Origin of the sequence: Methylomicrobium sp. Wu6, assembly GCF_035916875.1 — a bacterium.
Classification (GTDB): domain Bacteria; phylum Pseudomonadota; class Gammaproteobacteria; order Methylococcales; family Methylomonadaceae; genus Methylomicrobium.
On record NZ_JAXUHN010000096.1, the window covers coordinates 99,391 to 116,558 of the forward strand.

Below are 17,168 nucleotides of genomic sequence, written 5' to 3' on the forward strand. Positions count from 1 at the left end.
GCGATGAGTCTCCGGGTTTCTTTAAAGTAACAGACGGCGAAGATCGCCGAGATAGGTTTTGATCGCAGCCATGAAGCGCGCGCCTTCGGCACCGTCGATCACGCGGTGATCATAGGTCAAATCGAGCGGCAGCATTAACCGAGGAACAAATTCGCCGCCGTTCCAGACCGGCTGCATCTTCGCGCGGGTTACCCCGAGAATCGCGACTTCCGGCGCATTCACTATCGGCGTGAATGCGGTGCCGCCGATGCCGCCGAGGCTCGAAATACTCATACAGCCACCCTGCATATCGCCCGGCATCAGCTTGCCCTGGCGCGCCTTCTCGCTTTTCTCGGCCAGTTCGGCAGCCAGTTGATTGATGCTTTTCGTATCGACGTTGCGCAAGACCGGCACGACTAATCCGTTCGGGGTATCGACCGCAATGCCGATATTGTAATATTTCTTCAGAATCAGGCTCTCGCCGTCGCTCGACAAAGAAGCGTTGAAACTGGGGAACTGCTGCATCGCCGCGACTACCGCCTTGATGATGAACATCAGGCCGGTGATTTTGACCTCGCCGTTTTTCTTCTCGGCATTGATCTGATTGCGAAACGCTTCCAGGTCGGTGATGTCCGCCTCGTCATGATAAGTCACCATCGGCAGATTCAGCCAGACGCGGCTCAGGTTTTGACCGGTCAAGCGCTTGATTTTGCTCAGTTTGACCGTTTCGGTTTCGCCATATGGCGAGAAATCGACTGCCGGAATTGCCGGAATGCCGCCGCCGACCGCCACCGTGGGTTCGATCAGCGCCTTTTTGACATAGGCCTTCACGTCTTCTTTTAAAATGCGCCCTTTGCGGCCGGTGCCAGCGACAACTTTCGCGATATCGACGCCCAACTCACGCGCAAACAGGCGCACGGACGGCGAGGCATGCGCGATCAGCGCGGCGCCGGATTCTGGAACAATCGCCGGTGCAGGAGCGTTCTGAGCGACCGGTGCGGGCTCAGGCGCTTTTTCGACTTTCGGCTTATCATCTGACTTCACTTCCGGCTCCGGCTGCGCTTGCGGCGCTTCAGTCTTCACCACAGCCGGAGCACCCGCCTCTGCGGCCACCGTCGCAATCAGGGTGCCTTCGGAAACCTTGTCGCCACGCTTGATAAAGACTTCCTGAATCGTACCCGCCGCGCTCGACGGCAAATCCATGCTGGCTTTATCGGTTTCGAGAGAAGCGACCGTTTGTTCCAGCACCACTACATCGCCCGGCTTGATCAATACCTCGACCACATCGATATCAGCGACATTGCCGACATCGGGTACTCTAATTTCAACCAAATTCGTCATCTTCTTCCTTCCACTTAAACTAACCAGGGCGCTTTGATCTCGGGATCGATGCCGTATTTGGCGATCGCGACTTCCACCTTCGCCGCATCGAACTGTCCGGAATCCGCGAGGCTCTTCAATGCCGCGGTCGTCACATGGAAGCGGTCGACCTCGAAGAAACGGCGCAGATTTTCGCGCGTGTCCGAACGGCCGAAACCGTCGGTGCCCAGCACGGTATAAGGCGCGGCGATATAAGGTCGAATCTGATCGGCAAACGCACGGTTGTAATCGGAGGCGGCGATCACCGGTCCCTGCTGATTCGCAAGGCAATTCGACACATGCGGCACCTTGGACGGTTCGGTCGGATGCAGACGGCTCCAGCGTTCCGCTTCGCGGCCATCGCGCGCCAGCTCGGTAAAGCTCGGACAACTCCACAGATCGGACTCGATGCCCCAATCGTTGCGCAACAGATCGGCCGCCGCCTCGACTTCACGGAAGATCACGCCGGAACCGAGCAATTGCACCCGAGGTCCTTTCTTTTTCGCGCCCTGGCGGAAGCAATACATCCCTTTCAGAATATCCAGCTCGATGCCCTTCGGCATCGCCGGATGTGCGTAGTTTTCGTTCATCACGGTGATGTAATAGAAGATATCTTCCTGGTTCACATACATTCGTCTGAGGCCGTCCTGAATGATCACCGCCAATTCATAGGCATAGGTCGGGTCGTAACTGATGCAGTTCGGCACGGTCGCGGACATCAGATGGCTGTGGCCATCTTCGTGCTGGAGACCCTCGCCGTTCAGCGTGGTCCGTCCGGCGGTGCCGCCCATCAGGAAGCCCCGCGTGCGCTGGTCGGCGGCCGCCCAAATCAGATCGCCGACGCGCTGGAAGCCGAACATCGAATAGTAAATAAAGAACGGAATCATCGGCACATTGTGCGTCGAATAGGACGTGCCCGCCGCGATCCAGTCGCAGATGCCGCCCGCCTCGTTGATGCCTTCCTGCAATACCTGGCCGTGCTTGTCTTCTTTGTAGAACATCAATTGATCGGCGTCCTGCGGCGTGTACAGCTGGCCGACCTGCGACCAGATGCCGAGTTGACGGAACATGCCTTCCATACCGAAGGTTCTGGACTCGTCAGGCACGATCGGCACGATGCGTTTACCGATGTTCTTGTCTTTCGCGAGAATGTTCAACAGCCTGACAAACGCCATCGTGGTCGAAATCTCGCGGCCTTCGCCGGTCGCCTCCAACAGCCCCTTGAAATCGCTCAGCACCGGCACATCCAGCGCATAAGACTTTGCGCGACGAGCGGGCAGATGTCCGCCCAGTTCGACGCGGCGCTGCTGCATATATTCAAACTCTTTCGAACCTTCCGGAAACTTGATATACGGCAGTTTATGGAATTGTTCGTCGCTGACCGGCAGGTTGTAGCGGTCGCGGAAATGGCTGAGTGAGCTTTCGCTCATTTTCTTTTGCTGGTGGGTGATGTTTTGGGCCTGGCCGGACTCGCCCATGCCGTAGCCCTTGATCGTTTTCGCAAGAATCACGGTCGGCTGGCCTTCGTGGTTGACCGCCGCGTGGAATGCCGCAAAAACCTTCACCGAATCATGGCCACCGCGGTTCAATTCCCAAATGTCGCGGTCGGACCAGTCGGCGACCATCGCTTTCAATTCCGGGGTATTAAAGAAATACTCGCGCACATAGGCACCATCCTTCGCCTTGAAGGTCTGATAATCGCCGTCGACGCATTCCATCATCCGTTTCGCGAGCAGTCCTTCGGTGTCGCGTGCCAACAGGGTATCCCAGCGCTGCCCCCAGACGACCTTGATCACGTTCCAACCGGCGCCGCGGAATTCGCTTTCGAGTTCCTGAATGATCTTGCCGTTGCCGCGCACGGGACCGTCCAACCGCTGCAGGTTGCAGTTGACCACAAAGATCAAGTTGTCGAGTTTTTCGCGTCCGGCCAAACCGATCGCGCCGAGCGATTCCGGCTCATCGGTTTCGCCGTCGCCTAGGAAGCTCCAGACCTTGCGCCCGTTCGTATCGGCCAAACCACGTCCCTGCAGATAGCGCATGAAGCGCGCCTGATAAATCGCCATGATCGGGCCTAAGCCCATCGATACGGTCGGGAATTGCCAGAAATTCGGCATCAGCCATGGATGCGGATAGGATGACAAACCACTGCCGCCGACTTCCTGACGGAAACCATCAAGTTGCTCCTCGGTCAGTCGGCCCAATAAAAACGCTCGTGCATAATCGCCCGGCGTCAAATGGCCCTGAGTAAATATCAGATCGCCGTCATGCTGATCGGACGGCGCGCGCCAGAAATGATTGTAACCGACTTCATATAAGGTTGCCGCGGACGCGAAACTCGCGATATGGCCGCCGACGTTGGTATGCTTGTTCGCCCGAAGCACCATCATCATTGCATTCCAGCGCACATAAGCGCGAATTTTTTGCTCGATGTCCTGATCGCCGGGATATTTGGCCTGTCTTGAAACCGGAATGGTATTCAGATAGGCGGTATTTGCGCTGAACGGCACATCAAAGCCGCAATGACGCGCGACCGCGACCAATTGTTCGATCAGAAAATGCGCGCGTTCGTTGCCGTCTTTTTCCAAAACGGCCTGCAAGGCTTCAATCCACTCCCTCGTTTCAGCCGGATCGATGTCGTTCTGTCCGGTAATTTCTGAAATTAAATTGTTAGCCATTCTATGTTCCTGTTCTAGCGAGTAGTATTTGAATTCGTTGCGATTGAAATTGATACATTTCAGGGACACGCGTCCAAGGTTCCGTCCCTATTTGCAAAACCGCCTCAACAGATAGCGGAGCCATCAGACCTCGTCTTAAAAGGCGCATAGTATAACAAATGAGAAGTTTCAAAGAAGTTGTTTTAGCAATTCCCGGCGGTTTATTGGCGATCCCCGATAGAAACCGGCGCATCGCTATTCGGATATTGATGGTCGAATTCAGGATTACCGTCAAGGCCCGATATAATGGCGATCCGTTTCGTTCATTCATTTCATCACAGGTATTCCTATGAAAGCCATCCTTATGACCGCCGCCGGCGGCCCCGAAGTCTTGTCGCTCCGTGACATCGACGAACCGCAAATTGCCTCGCCGACCGACATCAGGGTCAAACTGCATGCGGCCGGCGTCAATCCGATCGACACAAAAGTCCGCCGCAGGGGCGTTTTTTTTCCGAATCCGCTGCCGGCGGTACTCGGCTGCGACGGCGCGGGCGAGGTCGTGGCGGTCGGCGCTGCGGTTGACCGTTTCAAACCCGGCGACAAGGTCTGGTTCTGCCACGGCGGACTCGGCCGCGAACAAGGCAACTATGCCGACTATACGGTAGTGGATCAACGCTGGGCCAGTTCGATGCCGACAGCGTTGTCGTTCGCCGAGGCGGCCGCCTCCCCGCTGGTGTTGATTACCGCCTGGGGCGCACTCTTTGACCGCGGTGGCTTGCAAGCAGGCCAGACTGTACTGATTCATGCCGGCGCGGGTGGCGTCGGTCATATCGCAATTCAACTGGCGAAACTTAAAGGTGCGCGCGTGATTACCACGGTCAGTTCGGAACAAAAGGCCGAATTCGTCAAAACGCTGGGCGCGGACGAGGTGATCGATTACCGAATAAAGAGTTTTGCGGATAGCGTCAATAAATTGACCGACGGAAAGGGTTGCGATCTCGTTTTCGATACAGTAGGACCGTCTGTATTTGAGCAAAGTATCCCAGTCACCGCGCATTTCGGCCGCCTAGTCACCATCCTCGACCCTGGCGAGTTGAACTGGGCCGAAGCCCGAATGCGCAATTTGCTGATCGGCTTCGAGCTGATGCTGACCCCGATGCTGCGGGATTTGCACGAAGCACGGGACAAACATGTAGCCATTCTGGATCAGTGCGCAGCCTGGTTCGATCAGGGGCGCTTGCGGGTTCATGTCGGCGAGCAATTGCCGCTCGCAGACGCCTCCATCGCACACGAAAAGATCGAAGAGGGACATACGCAAGGGAAAATCGTGTTGACGATTTGAGCTTGCCGCGGAGAAAAATTTTTTTTCAATACTCCTGATAAAAAAAGAGCGCCTATCCCGGAGGGATAAGCGCCTATATCCGTAACAACATTGGAGGAGAGAAATAACAACCCTATCCCTAGAGTACAATTCATAGGAAGCATTTTTGATGCCAAACCTGCTTATCAGGCAACAAAATCACATCGGCTTTACCCACAAGGCGACCGGCAAGCAGCCGCAAACCGCTTGAAAAGCGCATGGGACATTGATTTTTATAGGGTTTTAAATACACAGAAGAATGGCGGCTGGGCATCCGGAATACCTTACGGAAAATCGTATGATCTAAGAGATGGCTTGAAAAAGAAGGTAAAAAAGGCTGTTTATGCACTAAAACAAGGATTTTTGTTGGATTTTTTGCAATTGTCGCGCAATTATTGTGCAATTGTCGCAAAAAACAGACAAGCTTGATAACACATAGCGATCGTCTTGCTCTTGACGACTTTTCGCAAAAATTATGGTCGAAGGTTTCGTGACAATTTACTTTCCGCCCTAACTTCGGTAATCCCTTGATTTTTATTACGGAGCGAATATGAAAAAGACCATGCCCCGATTTTTCCAAGCCCTGTTGCTCTTATCCCTGCTGGCCGCCGGAACACCGCTGCAGGCAGGCGCGTTTTTGCCGCTGGCGAACAATCCCCTACCCGAAATGCTCAAAAAAGTCGTGCCGGGCGTCGTGAACATTTCAACTCGGACGCGGATACGCTACGAAGAAAATCCGTTGCTGCGCGATCCTTTCTTCCGGCGTTTCTTCGATATTCCTCCGAACATGCCGATGGAACGCGAAGGACAGAGTCTGGGCTCGGGCGTGATCATCGATGCGGCTAAGGGCTATATCATCACGAACAATCATGTGATCGACAAAGCCGACAAGATCACCGTCACCTTGCAGGATGGGCGCAATCTGGAAGCCAAGCTGGTCGGCAGCGATCCGGGCACGGATGTGGCACTGATCCAGATACCCGGCGGCAATCTGGTCGAACTGCCGAAAGGCAATTCGGATGGCTTACAGGTCGGCGATTTCGTGGTCGCAATCGGCAGCCCTTTCGGCCTTGGCCAAACCGTAACTTCAGGAATTGTCAGCGCCTTGGGCCGCAGCAGCTTGGGCATCGAAGGCTATGAAGACTTCATCCAGACCGACGCCTCGATCAACCCCGGCAACTCCGGCGGCGCCCTGGTCAATCTACAAGGTGAACTGATCGGCATCAATACCGCGATCGTCGGCCCCAGCGGCGGTAATGTTGGCATCGGCTTCGCGATTCCGATCAACATGGCCAATCAGGTCGTCAACCAAATCATTCAGTTCGGCAAGATTCAACGCGGCCAACTCGGCATTCAGATACAAAATCTGACGCCTGACCTGGCCAGTGCGTTCGGGATCAAACAGCAGCATGGCGCGGTGATCGCCGGCATCGTTCCGGGTTCGCCAGCCGAAAACGCGGGGCTGCAAAGAGGCGATGTCGTGATCGCGGTGAATGGCCAAGCCGTGGACTCCGCCACCAAGTTGCACAATCACATAGCGCTAATGCAGGTCGGCGACATGGTCACTCTCAATATTCTGCGCGAAGGCGGCGAACTGACTGTCAAGGCTCGGATCGCCAAGCCGGTCCCGGTCAAACAGCCTCGGCCTTATTAATATCAATCTTCGGTAAAATAGCTGCGGTTTGGGGCGCCATAAGACGCCCCAAACCGCGGATCGATCGCCGCATGGCAGTGGCAACTGTGCGGAGCAATGTCTTGCGACTCAGCGACTTTCGAAGTCATTGCCAAAATCCGTTGCCGACATTCCCCCTACAACGCTACGATGTCGGCATTCATAGCAACATTGAACGGTCACAATCATGACGCAATGCAAACTCATCGCCTGCGAACTGCACGATTACCTCGAAATCGCCTGCATGTATGGTTACCGGGTCAAACTCGAATTAAAGGACGGCCAAAGCCTTGAAGGCAACGCTATCGATCTGATTACGACGACCGAAAAGCGGGAATTTTTGCTGCTCGATGACGGACAGAAACAACTGATTGAGCTGACCCAACTGATCAAAATGACAACGTTGACGCCGAATGCGTCGTTTAAAGAGGTTGCGTTTTAAAAGCGCGCAACCTCTCGGCCTGGCGGCGTTTGAAACGCCCGTCCCGAGTATTGAAATGCTGTTGAAAAGCCAATTAAATCGTTTCGTCCGCCGAATGCGGCACAAACCGCACATGACCTCCTAAGCTTTGGTAAAATAGCGCCTTTTTCACATCGTTTAATCAATTTCATGTCCAAAGATATTCGCATTGAAAGATTTAGCGGCAAGGCCATAGAACCCTATATCAAGGAGCTGGCCCGTCTGAGAATCCAGGTGTTCCGTGAGTTTCCGTATCTGTACGACGGCACTTATGAATATGAGGAAAAATACCTGCAAACCTATCTGAATTGCACGCAGAGCGTGATCGTTATTGCGTTCGACGGTGACAAGATCGTCGGCGCGTCGACCGCGATCCCGATGCAATACGAAACAGAGGAGATGAAGCGGCCTTTCATCGAAAACGGTTATAACCTGGAAGAGGTTTTTTATTGCAGCGAATCGGTGCTGGACAAGAATTACCGTGGCCTCGGCATCGGCGTGCGCTTTTTCGAGGAGCGCGAGGCGCATGCGCAGGAACTGGGCGGTTTCAAGCACATCACCTTCTGCTGCGTCGAACGGCCTGTAGATCATCCGCGCCGGCCGGCCGACTATGTGCCGCTCGACAAGTTCTGGAACAAACGCGGCTATGTGAAGCATCCCGAATTGAAGACGACTTATCTCTGGAAAGACCTGGACGATGACGCAGAAACCCCGAAACCGATGACCTTCTGGCTGAAACATGAAAGTTAAGATCGCCGCCGCGCAATACGACATCGGTTTTCTCGACAATTGGGAGAATTACCGACAAAAGATCGAACGCTGGGTCGGCGAGGCCGCAGACCAGGGCGCAAAAATTCTGCTGTTTCCGGAATACGGCAGCATGGAGCTCGCTTCGCTGTTCGGCCAAGACGTTTATTCCTCGCTGAGCAAGCAGCTGGCAGCGATGCAGTCTTTGCTCGACGACTATATCGAACTGAACCGGGAACTCGCGCAAAAACACCATTGCTATATCCAAGCGGGCACGTTTCCGGTGCGGATCGAAGGCGAGATCTATCACAACCGCGCCTATCTGTTTACACCGAACGGCGAGTTCGATTATCAGGACAAACTGATGATGACCCGCTTTGAAAACGAGCAATGGCTGATCAATCGCGGCCTTGAATTGAAGTGCTTCGATACCGACTACGGACGCATTGCGATCAATATTTGTTATGACAGCGAATTTCCAATGCTGGCCAGAAAACAGGTCGAAGCGGGCGCGAATTTGATTCTGGTGCCGAGTTGCACCGACACGCTGGCCGGTTATAACCGGGTCCGCATCGGCTGTCAGGCGCGGGCTCTCGAAAATCAGTGCTACGTGGTGCAGTCGCCCACAGTCGGCCATGCGCCTTGGTCGGAAGCGGTCGATGTGAACATCGGCGCGGCGGCGATCTATACGCCGGTCGATCGTGGTTTTCCGGACGACGGCATCTTGGCGATCGGCGAATTGAATGCGAGCCAGTGGGTGTTTGCGGAAATCGATCTGGACAGCATCGCCCGGGTGCGGGAAAACGGACAGGTATTCAATTATCGGGATTGGCCGTTGCAGCATGCGGCGGCTTTCGACACCGCATCCAACGTCAAGGCAGCGAACGAACGCATAACTACAGCGCCAGCGCGCAGCCCGGCCCGCGAACAGGATCGGCGCATAAAGGAGCAATGAATAGAAAAAAGGAAAGCGAAATTCTCGATCAGGATTTTATGACGCTTCCTCGATACGCGGCAGGCAGACCGCCGCGCCCAAATAAAACCCAACCGCCGTCAAAATCAGCACATTAAAACCGCCGTGAATCGCGATCAGAGTCGCAAGACTCGCGCTAATCACCGAGGCGAAACCGTTGACGCCCCAGGCCCAGGGGATCAAGCTCGGGGACAAAGTTGCCGCACGTTGCAGACCGAGCGGAAACGGCATGCCCATCAAAAATCCCAAAGGCAGGGTCAGGAGCACGGTTACCACGATTTTGACCGGCGCGGACTGATAGAGAAATACGCCGGTCAGGTTATTGAAGAACAGAATGTAGAAGAGCGTCAGCAGCGCAATGCCGGCGATCGGCACAACATGCCCATGACGATTGTCTTGCAGCCTTCGTGACGCCGCGCTACCGAGGCTGGCCGAAATCAGAAACGTGCACAGCACCACGGTGACCGAATACACTGGATGATGCAGAAACAGGATGAATTTCTGGATGAAAGCGATTTCGATGAACAGAAACGCATTGCCGAGCAGAAAAAAATAACCGATCACGCGCCACAAGCGCGGCGAATAGTCCGGCAGGCCAAGCCGTTGCCGGCAACGCCACATCGGCAGGCCGATGAACAGAATGGCCGCGAGCAGCGCCTGCAGCGCGCCGGCGACCAGGATGATGTAGCCGGTCTCGAGCAGCGAGATGCCGCCCTGGCCATACAGCGACAGGATTTCAGGCAGGGTCGTCCATTTGAAAAACTGAAAGAAATAAGGCCGGTCGTCGGTCGAAGGCTCTATCGCGAATTTGTAACGCTCCAGATAGGCCGCGCGTTCGACGCCGAGGATCTGGCTTGCGCCCTGGTAATAATACGATTCCGGCAGTTGGTTGAAACGATTGGTCTCGGTCTCGGTTATGCCGGGGTAAAAATCGATGTCGAAACTGCGGTCCTCGCAAAAGGTTTTGAGCTTGCCGATGTCCGCAAGTGTGACTTCGCCGTTCTTGACCAGCAGGGTGCTGGTCTGCCAGCCGCGGATCAAGATCATGTTCCGGCCAGGCTCGGTGGTCCCTGACAGCTCCAGCGCCTCGGCGGCGGTCGCGAACAGCTTCAGCGCGTCGCGCGGCGGCATTTTGGCCCAGCGGGTCAACGCCAGATAGCCGCCTGGTTGCAGATGGCGGATATATTCGCGCAGCGCTTCCACCGTATAGAGATAGTTTTCACTCAAGGCGTACAGGCCGGCCGACGAAGCACCGTAGGCGTCCATCAAGGCGATCTGGATCAGGTCGAAGCGCTCTTTTGTGGCGGAGACGAAACCGCGCGCCTCGCCAATGTGCAGTCTAAGGCGTTCATTCGTGAAGATGCCGCCGCTGAACGCATCGTGTCTGTTTTTTATGTAGTCGATCAACTGGCCGTTCAGTTCGACTCCATAAACCGAGGGAACGCCGAACCATTCGGCCTGCAACAAATCGCTGCCCGCGCCGACGCCCAGAATCAACAGTTGCCTCGGCTTGTTCAAATGGTAAGGGAGCGCGGAGGTGGTCTGGTCCAGATACGAAATCGTGGCCGGATCGCCGTTGTAGCGGGTCAACGCGGACATATTGCCGGCGTCCGAGAATAGCGCATATTGGGCGGGCGGTTCGCGGTCGGAGTTCAGGCTGAGTCCGGGCGCATGCCGCAACGGCGTGACAGGGCTCTCGACCACATCGGTATAGGCGATCGGATTCGAAAAACTGTCGATGATACGCGTGCCCGGAATGCGCAGCAGTTGCCGCAATTCCTTATAAGGCGAGATGTGCAGGGTTTTCCAGTCCGCCGGCGCGAGCCAAAATAACGCCAACACGGCCGCACAGATGGCCGGCCCCCGCCAGTTTTTTTCCCAGGCGATCGAGACCGGCAGAATGCCCGCGATGCCGATCAGGGCCAAGGCAATCAGCGCCTGCTCGGGCGGAAACACAAACAGCAAGCCGATAATGACCAGACTGCCGAGGCCCGCACCGGCCAGATCGGCCGCATAGAGCTTCGAGATCTGGTCGCGGAAGTGGAACAGCGCCAGCCCGGTCGCCGAGGCCGCAAAAAAGAACGGCAGGGCCAGCAGCAGATAGAGCAGCAAGAGATACAGCGGCTGCACCGGCGACCAAAATAGCTCGGAAGGATTGAACGGCAGGCGCTGCCCGAGCCAGAAACAGCCCGGCGCGGTCAGACTGAACAGCACGATGCCGGCCGGAAAAATCCACTCGAAGCGCGCGTTCAACCAACCCCGGAAAAGCGCCAGGAACACCCCGCTGATGCCATAGCCCAATAAGGCCAGACTGATGATCATGTAGGCGAAATGATGCCACTGGATAATCGAGAATAGCCGCATCAGAAGGATTTCGTAGCCGATCGCCGCCCCCGAAAGCATCGCGATAGCGAGCGGCAGCCCGCGGTAGCCAGGTATCGAGTCGGTATTGAGACTCAAGGGTGCGTTCCGGTCAGAGGGACGAAGGCCACCGGCAGCAACTGCCGGGTTTTAATTTTCTGGTCAGGGCTTTTTTCGACCAAAACCAGTTGCTGCACATTGAAGCGGTCGCCGACCGGAATCAGCATGCGTCCGCCCGGTTTCAGCTGCTTGATCAGGGGCGGCGGAATGTGGCTTGCCGCGGCGGTCACCAGAATCGCGTCGAACGGCGCGGCTTCGGACCAGCCGTAATAGCCGTCGCCGGTGCGCGTATGAATGTTTTGATAGCCGAGTTTTTTGAGCCGCTCGCGCGCGCTGTCGGCCAAGGGTTCGATGATCTCGATGCTGTAAACCTCGGCGCCGACCGCAGCGAGCACCGCCGCCTGATAGGCCGAGCCGGTGCCGATTTCGAGCACCTTGGCACCGGGCTTCGCGTCGAGCAATTCGGTCATCACCGCGACGATGTAGGGCTGTGAAATGGTCTGGCCATGGCCGATCGGCAACGGTCGATTCTCATAGGCATAGGGGCGCTCATCCTCGCCGACGAATAAATGCCGGGGCACGTTGCGCATGGCGTTCGCGACTTCCGGGCTCAATGCTTTTCGCCCCAGCCTATCGGAGGTGAAAGCCATATATGCCTCGACTTCGTCCACCATCGCCGCGCGCTGTCGTGCATAAGCATCAGGTTCTGCCCAAGCAAGGACGGAGGAGAGAAGCAGTAATGCCACCAACAGCAGCAACATCAGCAAAAGATGTTTTGGATGGATCATTTCGATAAACTCCTATACCAAGGCACTCGCAATTTGACTCTTAACCTTGCGATTAGTGCCATTTTTAGGGATGATCGACCAACGGCACAAAGGCGACGTCGAGGATTTTGCTGATCTTGTTGTGCGCAAGTGCATGTTTTTCGAGCACGATCAGTTCCTGGTGTCCGAAAGGCTGGCCGACCGGAATAACGAGCCGTCCGCCCTCTTGCAACTGGTCGATCAGCGCGTCCGGAACATAAGGCGCGGCGGCGGTCACGATGATGCCGTCGTAGGGCGCCTGTTCGGGCCAGCCGTCATAGCCGTTGCCGACCTTGGCATGGATATTTTGATAACCGAGCTTTTCGAAGCGCTCCAAGGCTTCGAGACTCAAATCTTCTATCACCTCAAGGGTATAAACCTGAGCGGCCAACTGCGACAGGATCGCGGTCTGATAACCCGAGCCGGTGCCAATTTCGAGGATCGCATCGGTGGATTTGATTGCCAACAGATCGGTCATCAACGCGACGATAAAGGGCTGCGATATAGTCTGTCCGTAACCGATCGGCAGCGGGCCGTTATCGAAGGCCATAGAAGCCATGCCCGGATCAACGAACTGGTCGCGCGGCACGTCGCGCATGGCGTCCATCACCTCTGGCGAGAGCGTTTTGCGGCCGGTCAAAAAGGCGGTCATAACGGTTTCCTGCCGGATATCTTCCAGCATGCGGTGAATATTTTTCATGGTCTCTTGATACAATAGCTTGACGAAGGTTTGAACTTGAAGTTAAACAATATAAACACTTTAAGGTTCCAAGCGGTTAAAAGTTTGCTCATGAATCTTTTGCATTCGACACAGCGCGAGGACGAAGAACATGTTGCGGAAATTTCTATTCGTAATTGCTGTTCATGGATTGCCCCTTGGACTGAGCCTCGCCGACCGAAATGGAGGTAGTCAAGTCGCTTGCCACTTGTCTCCTGGAGCGCGGCAAGGACGAGCCATGGGAAGCCGACGGTCTTTACCACCAAGGTTGGCGCGATCCGGTCTGCGGAATCCGCGTTGATATGGCTCCCGAAGCACAGAGGCAAGCCAAATTGCTAACCTCGATCACAATCAGCGCGCCTTCCAAGGCGAAAAGCGGCCGTGGCACCGGTATTGGCGGCGAAACCGACTTGACGAAAGCCTATGACGCCGAAAAGAACGCCGAGAAAAGTCAGTCCGGCGTCCAGTTCGTGGCCGGTTCGATCTATGGCGGTCTCATATTCACAATCCATCAGAGCCGGATCGAGATGATTTTTCTTGGCGCGGCAGCCGAATAGCGGTAAGTACTCAGAGGGTTTGTCATGATATTTTTTCGGTATGGCTTGTTGCCCATCCTGCTCTGCCTGCATATGTCCGCGGCTAGCGCCGGAGCCGACCAAAACACATTGCTGGAAGTGGTCAAGGAGTTTTACACCTGGACACTGACGAATGGCAAATCGGTTGCCTCCTTGCAACCGACGATCAAGAATCTACCCGGCGGCCGGTTTGTGCTCGATACCACGAATCTGAACAATTTTTCCGGGCGACTTATCGGCAGTGGTTATTTTGCGCCCGAATTCAAGCAGACCGTCGCCCATTATTACGACCGCTACCGGCAACAATTCGCCAAGCTGACTGACAAGGAGTTTGAAGACATGCCCCGCGATGGCAGAGGTCCGCTGATGGAAGTCGAGGACATGGACATATTCTTCTGCGCGCAGGAATACGAATATAAGCAATCCTTCATCGACGGAGTCAAAATCAAACAATTCAAGACCGGCGATACGACAGCGTCGTTGCTCGTGGTATCGCCGTATGGATGGGAAACGCCGTTCAAGTTCATCTTCTCGCAAGGCCGGTGGCTGATTTCCGGCTATTGCGTTTTTCAATAACCGTCGGAGTAACACCGGGCGAAACGGGTGGCCATTCACCTCGGTCCGGTGGAGAAAACACGCGCTTAAATGGTATGATGGAAACAAAATGAAGCTTGGCGCAAATTTGCGCAGACTCAAGATTTTGTAATTGATCAAGAGAGGACGATATGAGTGATTTGCCGGAAAATCTGAAATACGCCACGACCCATGAATGGGCGAAACTCGAAAACAACAATGTGGTGCGCGTCGGTATCACCGACTTCGCCCAGGAGGAGCTCGGCGACCTGGTCTATGTCGAGTTGCCTGAAGTGGGCCGGAAGGTGAAGGCGCAGGAGCAATGCGCGGTGGTCGAATCGGTCAAAACCGCTTCCGACCTTTACAGCCCGGTCAGCGGCGAGATTGTCGCGGTCAATGACAGTTTGTCCGACAGCCCCGAACAGGTCAATGATGCTCCCTTCGACGCCTGGATTTTTTGTGTGCAAGCAGACGATGCTTCCGCCTTGAATCAATTAATGGATGCCAACGCCTATCAAAAAATGATCGACGCCGAGTAAGCAGAACCAGGTAATCAACGATGCCTTGCGCATTGTCAGTCCGTTTTTAAATAAACCTTGTGGTAATGCATGGCAAATCAAAATGAGAAAGGCTTTAAGCGCATCATCAATGCGTGTTATTTTTCGGCTGCCGGTTTCAAGGCAGTGTGGACACATGAGGAAGCGTTCCGGCAAGAGGTGCTGCTGTTTGTGGTCACCACGCCAGTAGCGATCTGGCTGGGCCGGACGCCGATAGAAAAGCTGTTGTTGATAGGCAGCGTCGTGCTGGTATTGCTGGTCGAATTGTTGAATTCGGCGATCGAAGCGATCGTCGACCGGGTCGGACTGGAACGACACGAATTATCGGGCCGCGCCAAGGACATTGGCTCGTCGGCTGTGATGCTGTCGCTGGTATGGGCGGCGGTCACTTGGACTTACATTTTAGCAGGAGTTAAATTATGAGCGCATTGATCTGCGGTTCAATGGCATACGACACGATCATGGTGTTCCATGACCGCTTCAAGAATCATATCTTGCCGGACAAGGTTCATATACTGAACGTCTCGTTTCTGGTGCCGGTCATGCGCCGGGAGTTCGGCGGCTGCGCGGGGAACATCGCCTACAACTTGAATCTGCTGGATGAAGATCCGTTGATTATGGCAACCGTCGGCCATGATTTCGAACCTTACATGCAATGGCTTTGCCAGAACGGCTTGTCGCGCGAATACATCCGGATTCTGGATAACCATTACACCGGTCAGGCCTATATCACTACCGACGAAGACGACAACCAGATCACCGCGTTTCATCCGGGCGCGATGAGCGAGTCGCATCTGAATGCGGTGCCGACCCATCGGGACGACATCACGATCGGGATCGTATCGCCGGACGGCAGAGACGGGATGTTGTTGCATGCGGCGCAGTTTAGCGAACTCGACATTCCGTTCATTTTCGATCCTGGCCAGGGCATCCCGATGTTCAACGGCGCCGAACTGCTGACCTTCCTCGATCAGGCCACCTGGGCGGTGGTCAACGACTACGAATCCGAATTGCTGCAGCAGCGCACCGGCTTGTCGCTCGCGGAATTGGCCGAGCGGGTCGAGGCTCTGGTCGTGACGCTCGGCGCCCATGGCTCGAAAATTTATACTCACGGCCGCTGCATCGACATTCCGTCCGCGCAGCCGAAGCAATTGCTCGATCCCACCGGCTGCGGCGACGCTTACCGCGCCGGCCTCTTGTATGGCCTGATGAACGAATTCGACTGGAACGTGACCGGACGGATCGCTTCCTTGATGGGTACGATCAAGATCGAACATAACGGCACGCAGAACCACAGTTTCGAGATGGATGCATTCAAGCAGCGCTACCGGGAAAGTTTCGGTACCGAGTTTTGACCGACATGCTGAAAAATACCCAAAATCTGCTGGACATCATGGCGCGATTGCGCGACCCCCAGCAAGGCTGCCCCTGGGATCTTCGGCAGAATTTCGCCACGCTGATCCCTTATCTCATCGAAGAGTCGTATGAAGTCATCGATGCGATCGAACGCAACGACATGGCCGATTTGCGTTCGGAACTCGGCGATTTGTTGTTGCAGGTCGTTTTTCATTCTCAGCTAGCAAATGAACTCGGCCTGTTCAATTTCGAACAGGTTTCGGAGAGCATCTGCGACAAACTGATTCGCCGGCATCCGCATGTATTTGCCGATGCGGTCTTCGAAACCGATGCGGAACGCCAGCAGGCCTGGGAGCAAGCGAAGGCCGAAGAGCGCCTGGCAAAGGAAAAATCCGCAAAACCGGTCAGCGTGCTTGCCGGCGTAGCGGGCAGTCTGCCGGCCTTGCTCGAATGCGAAAAGATTCAGGACCGGGCCGCGCAGCACGGTTTCGATTGGCCCGACGCGCCGCCGGTCTTCGACAAGGTGATGGAGGAACTCGAGGAAGTCAGGGAAGCTTGGCAGTCGGGCGATCAGCAGCATATTCGCGAGGAAATCGGCGATCTGTTGTTGGTGGTCGTGAATCTTGCGAGGCATCTCGATGTGAATGCCGAGCAGGCGTTAAAAGAAAGCATCAAAAAATTCTCGCGCCGCTTCAATTACATCGAACGGCAGGTCGAATCTTCCGGCCGCAATTTGACCGATTGCGAGCTCGACGAACTCGATGCCTTTTGGCACGAGGCGAAACAGATGCTAAAACGCAAGACGGATTAGACACGCATCTGTCGTTCTCAGGCCCGAATTCCTTGCCCTGCCGTCAATGAACTCCCTGCGCCGGACGGGATATTCATCCCGTCCGCATAGTTTGCAGGCTTGGGCATGCATGATAATTTGCGCAAGCAAACAGCCTTCAAACGCTTG

The 17,168-nt window shown here is 55.3% G+C and carries 18 protein-coding genes; 12 read left to right on the plus strand and 6 right to left on the minus strand.

Annotation, left to right across the window (positions count from 1 at the left end; all coding sequences use genetic code 11):
- Window positions 1–21 precede the first annotated feature (21 nt).
- Window positions 22–1,320: a 2-oxo acid dehydrogenase subunit E2 gene (locus U2W12_RS19350; protein WP_326502342.1), complete on the minus strand. Its 1,299-nt coding sequence runs from the start codon at window positions 1,318–1,320 to the stop codon at window positions 22–24.
- A gap of 14 nt (window positions 1,321–1,334) precedes the next feature.
- Window positions 1,335–4,013 carry a pyruvate dehydrogenase (acetyl-transferring), homodimeric type gene (gene aceE, locus U2W12_RS19355; protein WP_326502343.1) on the minus strand — a complete coding sequence of 893 codons (2,679 nt, stop codon included), beginning with the start codon at window positions 4,011–4,013 and terminating at the stop codon, window positions 1,335–1,337.
- Between the two features lie 328 nt (window positions 4,014–4,341).
- On the opposite strand from aceE, the gene U2W12_RS19360 reads away from it, so the two are divergent.
- From U2W12_RS19360 to U2W12_RS19370, 3 genes are all read left to right on the plus strand, one after another.
- Entirely contained in the window at window positions 4,342–5,334 is a 993-nt protein-coding gene (locus tag U2W12_RS19360; RefSeq protein WP_326502344.1) for a zinc-dependent alcohol dehydrogenase family protein, read from the plus strand.
- Between the two features lie 90 nt (window positions 5,335–5,424).
- Window positions 5,425–5,781, plus strand: coding sequence for a hypothetical protein (locus U2W12_RS19365; protein WP_326502345.1), 357 nt, complete (start codon window positions 5,425–5,427; stop codon window positions 5,779–5,781).
- Window positions 5,782–5,902: 121 nt separating this feature from the next.
- Window positions 5,903–7,006, plus strand: a complete 1,104-nt coding sequence (locus U2W12_RS19370; RefSeq protein ID WP_326502346.1) for a Do family serine endopeptidase — start codon at window positions 5,903–5,905, stop codon at window positions 7,004–7,006.
- Between the two features lie 2 nt (window positions 7,007–7,008).
- On the opposite strand, the gene U2W12_RS19375 is transcribed toward U2W12_RS19370, so the two are convergent.
- Complete coding sequence (locus U2W12_RS19375) at window positions 7,009–7,134, minus strand: hypothetical protein (RefSeq protein WP_326502347.1); 126 nt, start codon at window positions 7,132–7,134, stop codon at window positions 7,009–7,011.
- 77 nt (window positions 7,135–7,211) lie between these two features.
- Between U2W12_RS19375 and U2W12_RS19380 the strand changes: the two genes are divergently transcribed.
- The 3 genes from U2W12_RS19380 to U2W12_RS19390 all read left to right on the plus strand — a co-directional run bounded on the left by U2W12_RS19380 (window position 7,212) and on the right by U2W12_RS19390 (window position 9,186).
- Window positions 7,212–7,466, plus strand: coding sequence for a Rho-binding antiterminator (locus U2W12_RS19380; protein ID WP_326502348.1), 255 nt, complete (start codon window positions 7,212–7,214; stop codon window positions 7,464–7,466).
- Between the two features lie 168 nt (window positions 7,467–7,634).
- On the plus strand, window positions 7,635–8,234 hold the full coding sequence (locus U2W12_RS19385; RefSeq protein ID WP_326502349.1) for a GNAT family N-acetyltransferase: 600 nt from the start codon (window positions 7,635–7,637) through the stop codon (window positions 8,232–8,234).
- Complete coding sequence (locus U2W12_RS19390; RefSeq protein WP_326502350.1) at window positions 8,224–9,186, plus strand: carbon-nitrogen hydrolase family protein; 963 nt, start codon at window positions 8,224–8,226, stop codon at window positions 9,184–9,186. The genes U2W12_RS19385 and U2W12_RS19390 overlap by 11 nt, the downstream gene beginning before the upstream one ends.
- A gap of 36 nt (window positions 9,187–9,222) precedes the next feature.
- Here the strand turns inward: U2W12_RS19390 and U2W12_RS19395 are convergent, their stop codons facing one another.
- The 3 genes from U2W12_RS19395 to U2W12_RS19405 form a co-directional block, all read right to left on the minus strand.
- A complete protein-coding gene (locus U2W12_RS19395) occupies window positions 9,223–11,664 on the minus strand; it encodes an SAM-dependent methyltransferase (protein WP_326502351.1) in 2,442 nt (813 codons plus the stop codon).
- Complete coding sequence (locus U2W12_RS19400) at window positions 11,661–12,413, minus strand: protein-L-isoaspartate(D-aspartate) O-methyltransferase (protein ID WP_326502352.1); 753 nt, start codon at window positions 12,411–12,413, stop codon at window positions 11,661–11,663. The genes U2W12_RS19395 and U2W12_RS19400 overlap by 4 nt, the downstream gene beginning before the upstream one ends.
- A gap of 64 nt (window positions 12,414–12,477) precedes the next feature.
- The gene (locus U2W12_RS19405; protein WP_326502353.1) at window positions 12,478–13,131 is read right to left on the minus strand and encodes a protein-L-isoaspartate(D-aspartate) O-methyltransferase; all 654 of its coding nucleotides are present in this window, start codon (window positions 13,129–13,131) and stop codon (window positions 12,478–12,480) included.
- Window positions 13,132–13,331: 200 nt separating this feature from the next.
- Here U2W12_RS19405 and U2W12_RS19410 point away from each other — a divergent pair, with 200 nt between their 5' ends.
- The 6 genes from U2W12_RS19410 to mazG all read left to right on the plus strand — a co-directional run bounded on the left by U2W12_RS19410 (window position 13,332) and on the right by mazG (window position 17,021).
- Window positions 13,332–13,706 carry a hypothetical protein gene (locus U2W12_RS19410; protein ID WP_326502354.1) on the plus strand — a complete coding sequence of 125 codons (375 nt, stop codon included), beginning with the start codon at window positions 13,332–13,334 and terminating at the stop codon, window positions 13,704–13,706.
- A gap of 24 nt (window positions 13,707–13,730) precedes the next feature.
- Window positions 13,731–14,300, plus strand: coding sequence for a hypothetical protein (locus U2W12_RS19415; RefSeq protein WP_326502355.1), 570 nt, complete (start codon window positions 13,731–13,733; stop codon window positions 14,298–14,300).
- Window positions 14,301–14,449: 149 nt separating this feature from the next.
- A complete protein-coding gene (gene gcvH / locus U2W12_RS19420; RefSeq protein ID WP_326502356.1) occupies window positions 14,450–14,836 on the plus strand; it encodes a glycine cleavage system protein GcvH in 387 nt (128 codons plus the stop codon).
- A 69-nt stretch (window positions 14,837–14,905) separates the two neighbouring features.
- A complete protein-coding gene (locus U2W12_RS19425) occupies window positions 14,906–15,277 on the plus strand; it encodes a diacylglycerol kinase (RefSeq protein WP_326502357.1) in 372 nt (123 codons plus the stop codon).
- Window positions 15,274–16,209: a carbohydrate kinase family protein gene (locus U2W12_RS19430; protein ID WP_326502358.1), complete on the plus strand. Its 936-nt coding sequence runs from the start codon at window positions 15,274–15,276 to the stop codon at window positions 16,207–16,209. The genes U2W12_RS19425 and U2W12_RS19430 overlap by 4 nt, the downstream gene beginning before the upstream one ends.
- Window positions 16,210–16,214: 5 nt before the next feature.
- On the plus strand, window positions 16,215–17,021 hold the full coding sequence (gene mazG, locus U2W12_RS19435) for a nucleoside triphosphate pyrophosphohydrolase (protein WP_326502359.1): 807 nt from the start codon (window positions 16,215–16,217) through the stop codon (window positions 17,019–17,021).
- The last annotated feature ends 147 nt before the right edge of the window (window positions 17,022–17,168 follow it).

Excerpts from the sequence above, each read along its gene's own strand:
- U2W12_RS19350 (WP_326502342.1), bottom strand. The coding sequence starts at position 1,320 with ATGACGAATTTGGTTGAAATTAGAGTACCCGATGTCGGCAATGTCGCT.
- aceE (WP_326502343.1), bottom strand. The coding sequence starts at position 4,013 with ATGGCTAACAATTTAATTTCAGAAATTACCGGACAGAACGACATCGAT.
- U2W12_RS19360 (WP_326502344.1), top strand. The coding sequence starts at position 4,342 with ATGAAAGCCATCCTTATGACCGCCGCCGGCGGCCCCGAAGTCTTGTCG.
- U2W12_RS19370 (WP_326502346.1), top strand. The coding sequence starts at position 5,903 with ATGAAAAAGACCATGCCCCGATTTTTCCAAGCCCTGTTGCTCTTATCC.
- U2W12_RS19375 (WP_326502347.1), bottom strand. The coding sequence starts at position 7,134 with ATGACTTCGAAAGTCGCTGAGTCGCAAGACATTGCTCCGCACAGTTGC.
- U2W12_RS19380 (WP_326502348.1), top strand. The coding sequence starts at position 7,212 with ATGACGCAATGCAAACTCATCGCCTGCGAACTGCACGATTACCTCGAA.
- U2W12_RS19385 (WP_326502349.1), top strand. The coding sequence starts at position 7,635 with ATGTCCAAAGATATTCGCATTGAAAGATTTAGCGGCAAGGCCATAGAA.
- U2W12_RS19390 (WP_326502350.1), top strand. The coding sequence starts at position 8,224 with ATGAAAGTTAAGATCGCCGCCGCGCAATACGACATCGGTTTTCTCGAC.
- U2W12_RS19400 (WP_326502352.1), bottom strand. The coding sequence starts at position 12,413 with ATGATCCATCCAAAACATCTTTTGCTGATGTTGCTGCTGTTGGTGGCA.
- U2W12_RS19405 (WP_326502353.1), bottom strand. The coding sequence starts at position 13,131 with ATGAAAAATATTCACCGCATGCTGGAAGATATCCGGCAGGAAACCGTT.
- U2W12_RS19410 (WP_326502354.1), top strand. The coding sequence starts at position 13,332 with ATGGAGGTAGTCAAGTCGCTTGCCACTTGTCTCCTGGAGCGCGGCAAG.
- U2W12_RS19415 (WP_326502355.1), top strand. The coding sequence starts at position 13,731 with ATGATATTTTTTCGGTATGGCTTGTTGCCCATCCTGCTCTGCCTGCAT.
- gcvH (WP_326502356.1), top strand. The coding sequence starts at position 14,450 with ATGAGTGATTTGCCGGAAAATCTGAAATACGCCACGACCCATGAATGG.
- U2W12_RS19425 (WP_326502357.1), top strand. The coding sequence starts at position 14,906 with ATGGCAAATCAAAATGAGAAAGGCTTTAAGCGCATCATCAATGCGTGT.
- U2W12_RS19430 (WP_326502358.1), top strand. The coding sequence starts at position 15,274 with ATGAGCGCATTGATCTGCGGTTCAATGGCATACGACACGATCATGGTG.
- mazG (WP_326502359.1), top strand. The coding sequence starts at position 16,215 with ATGCTGAAAAATACCCAAAATCTGCTGGACATCATGGCGCGATTGCGC.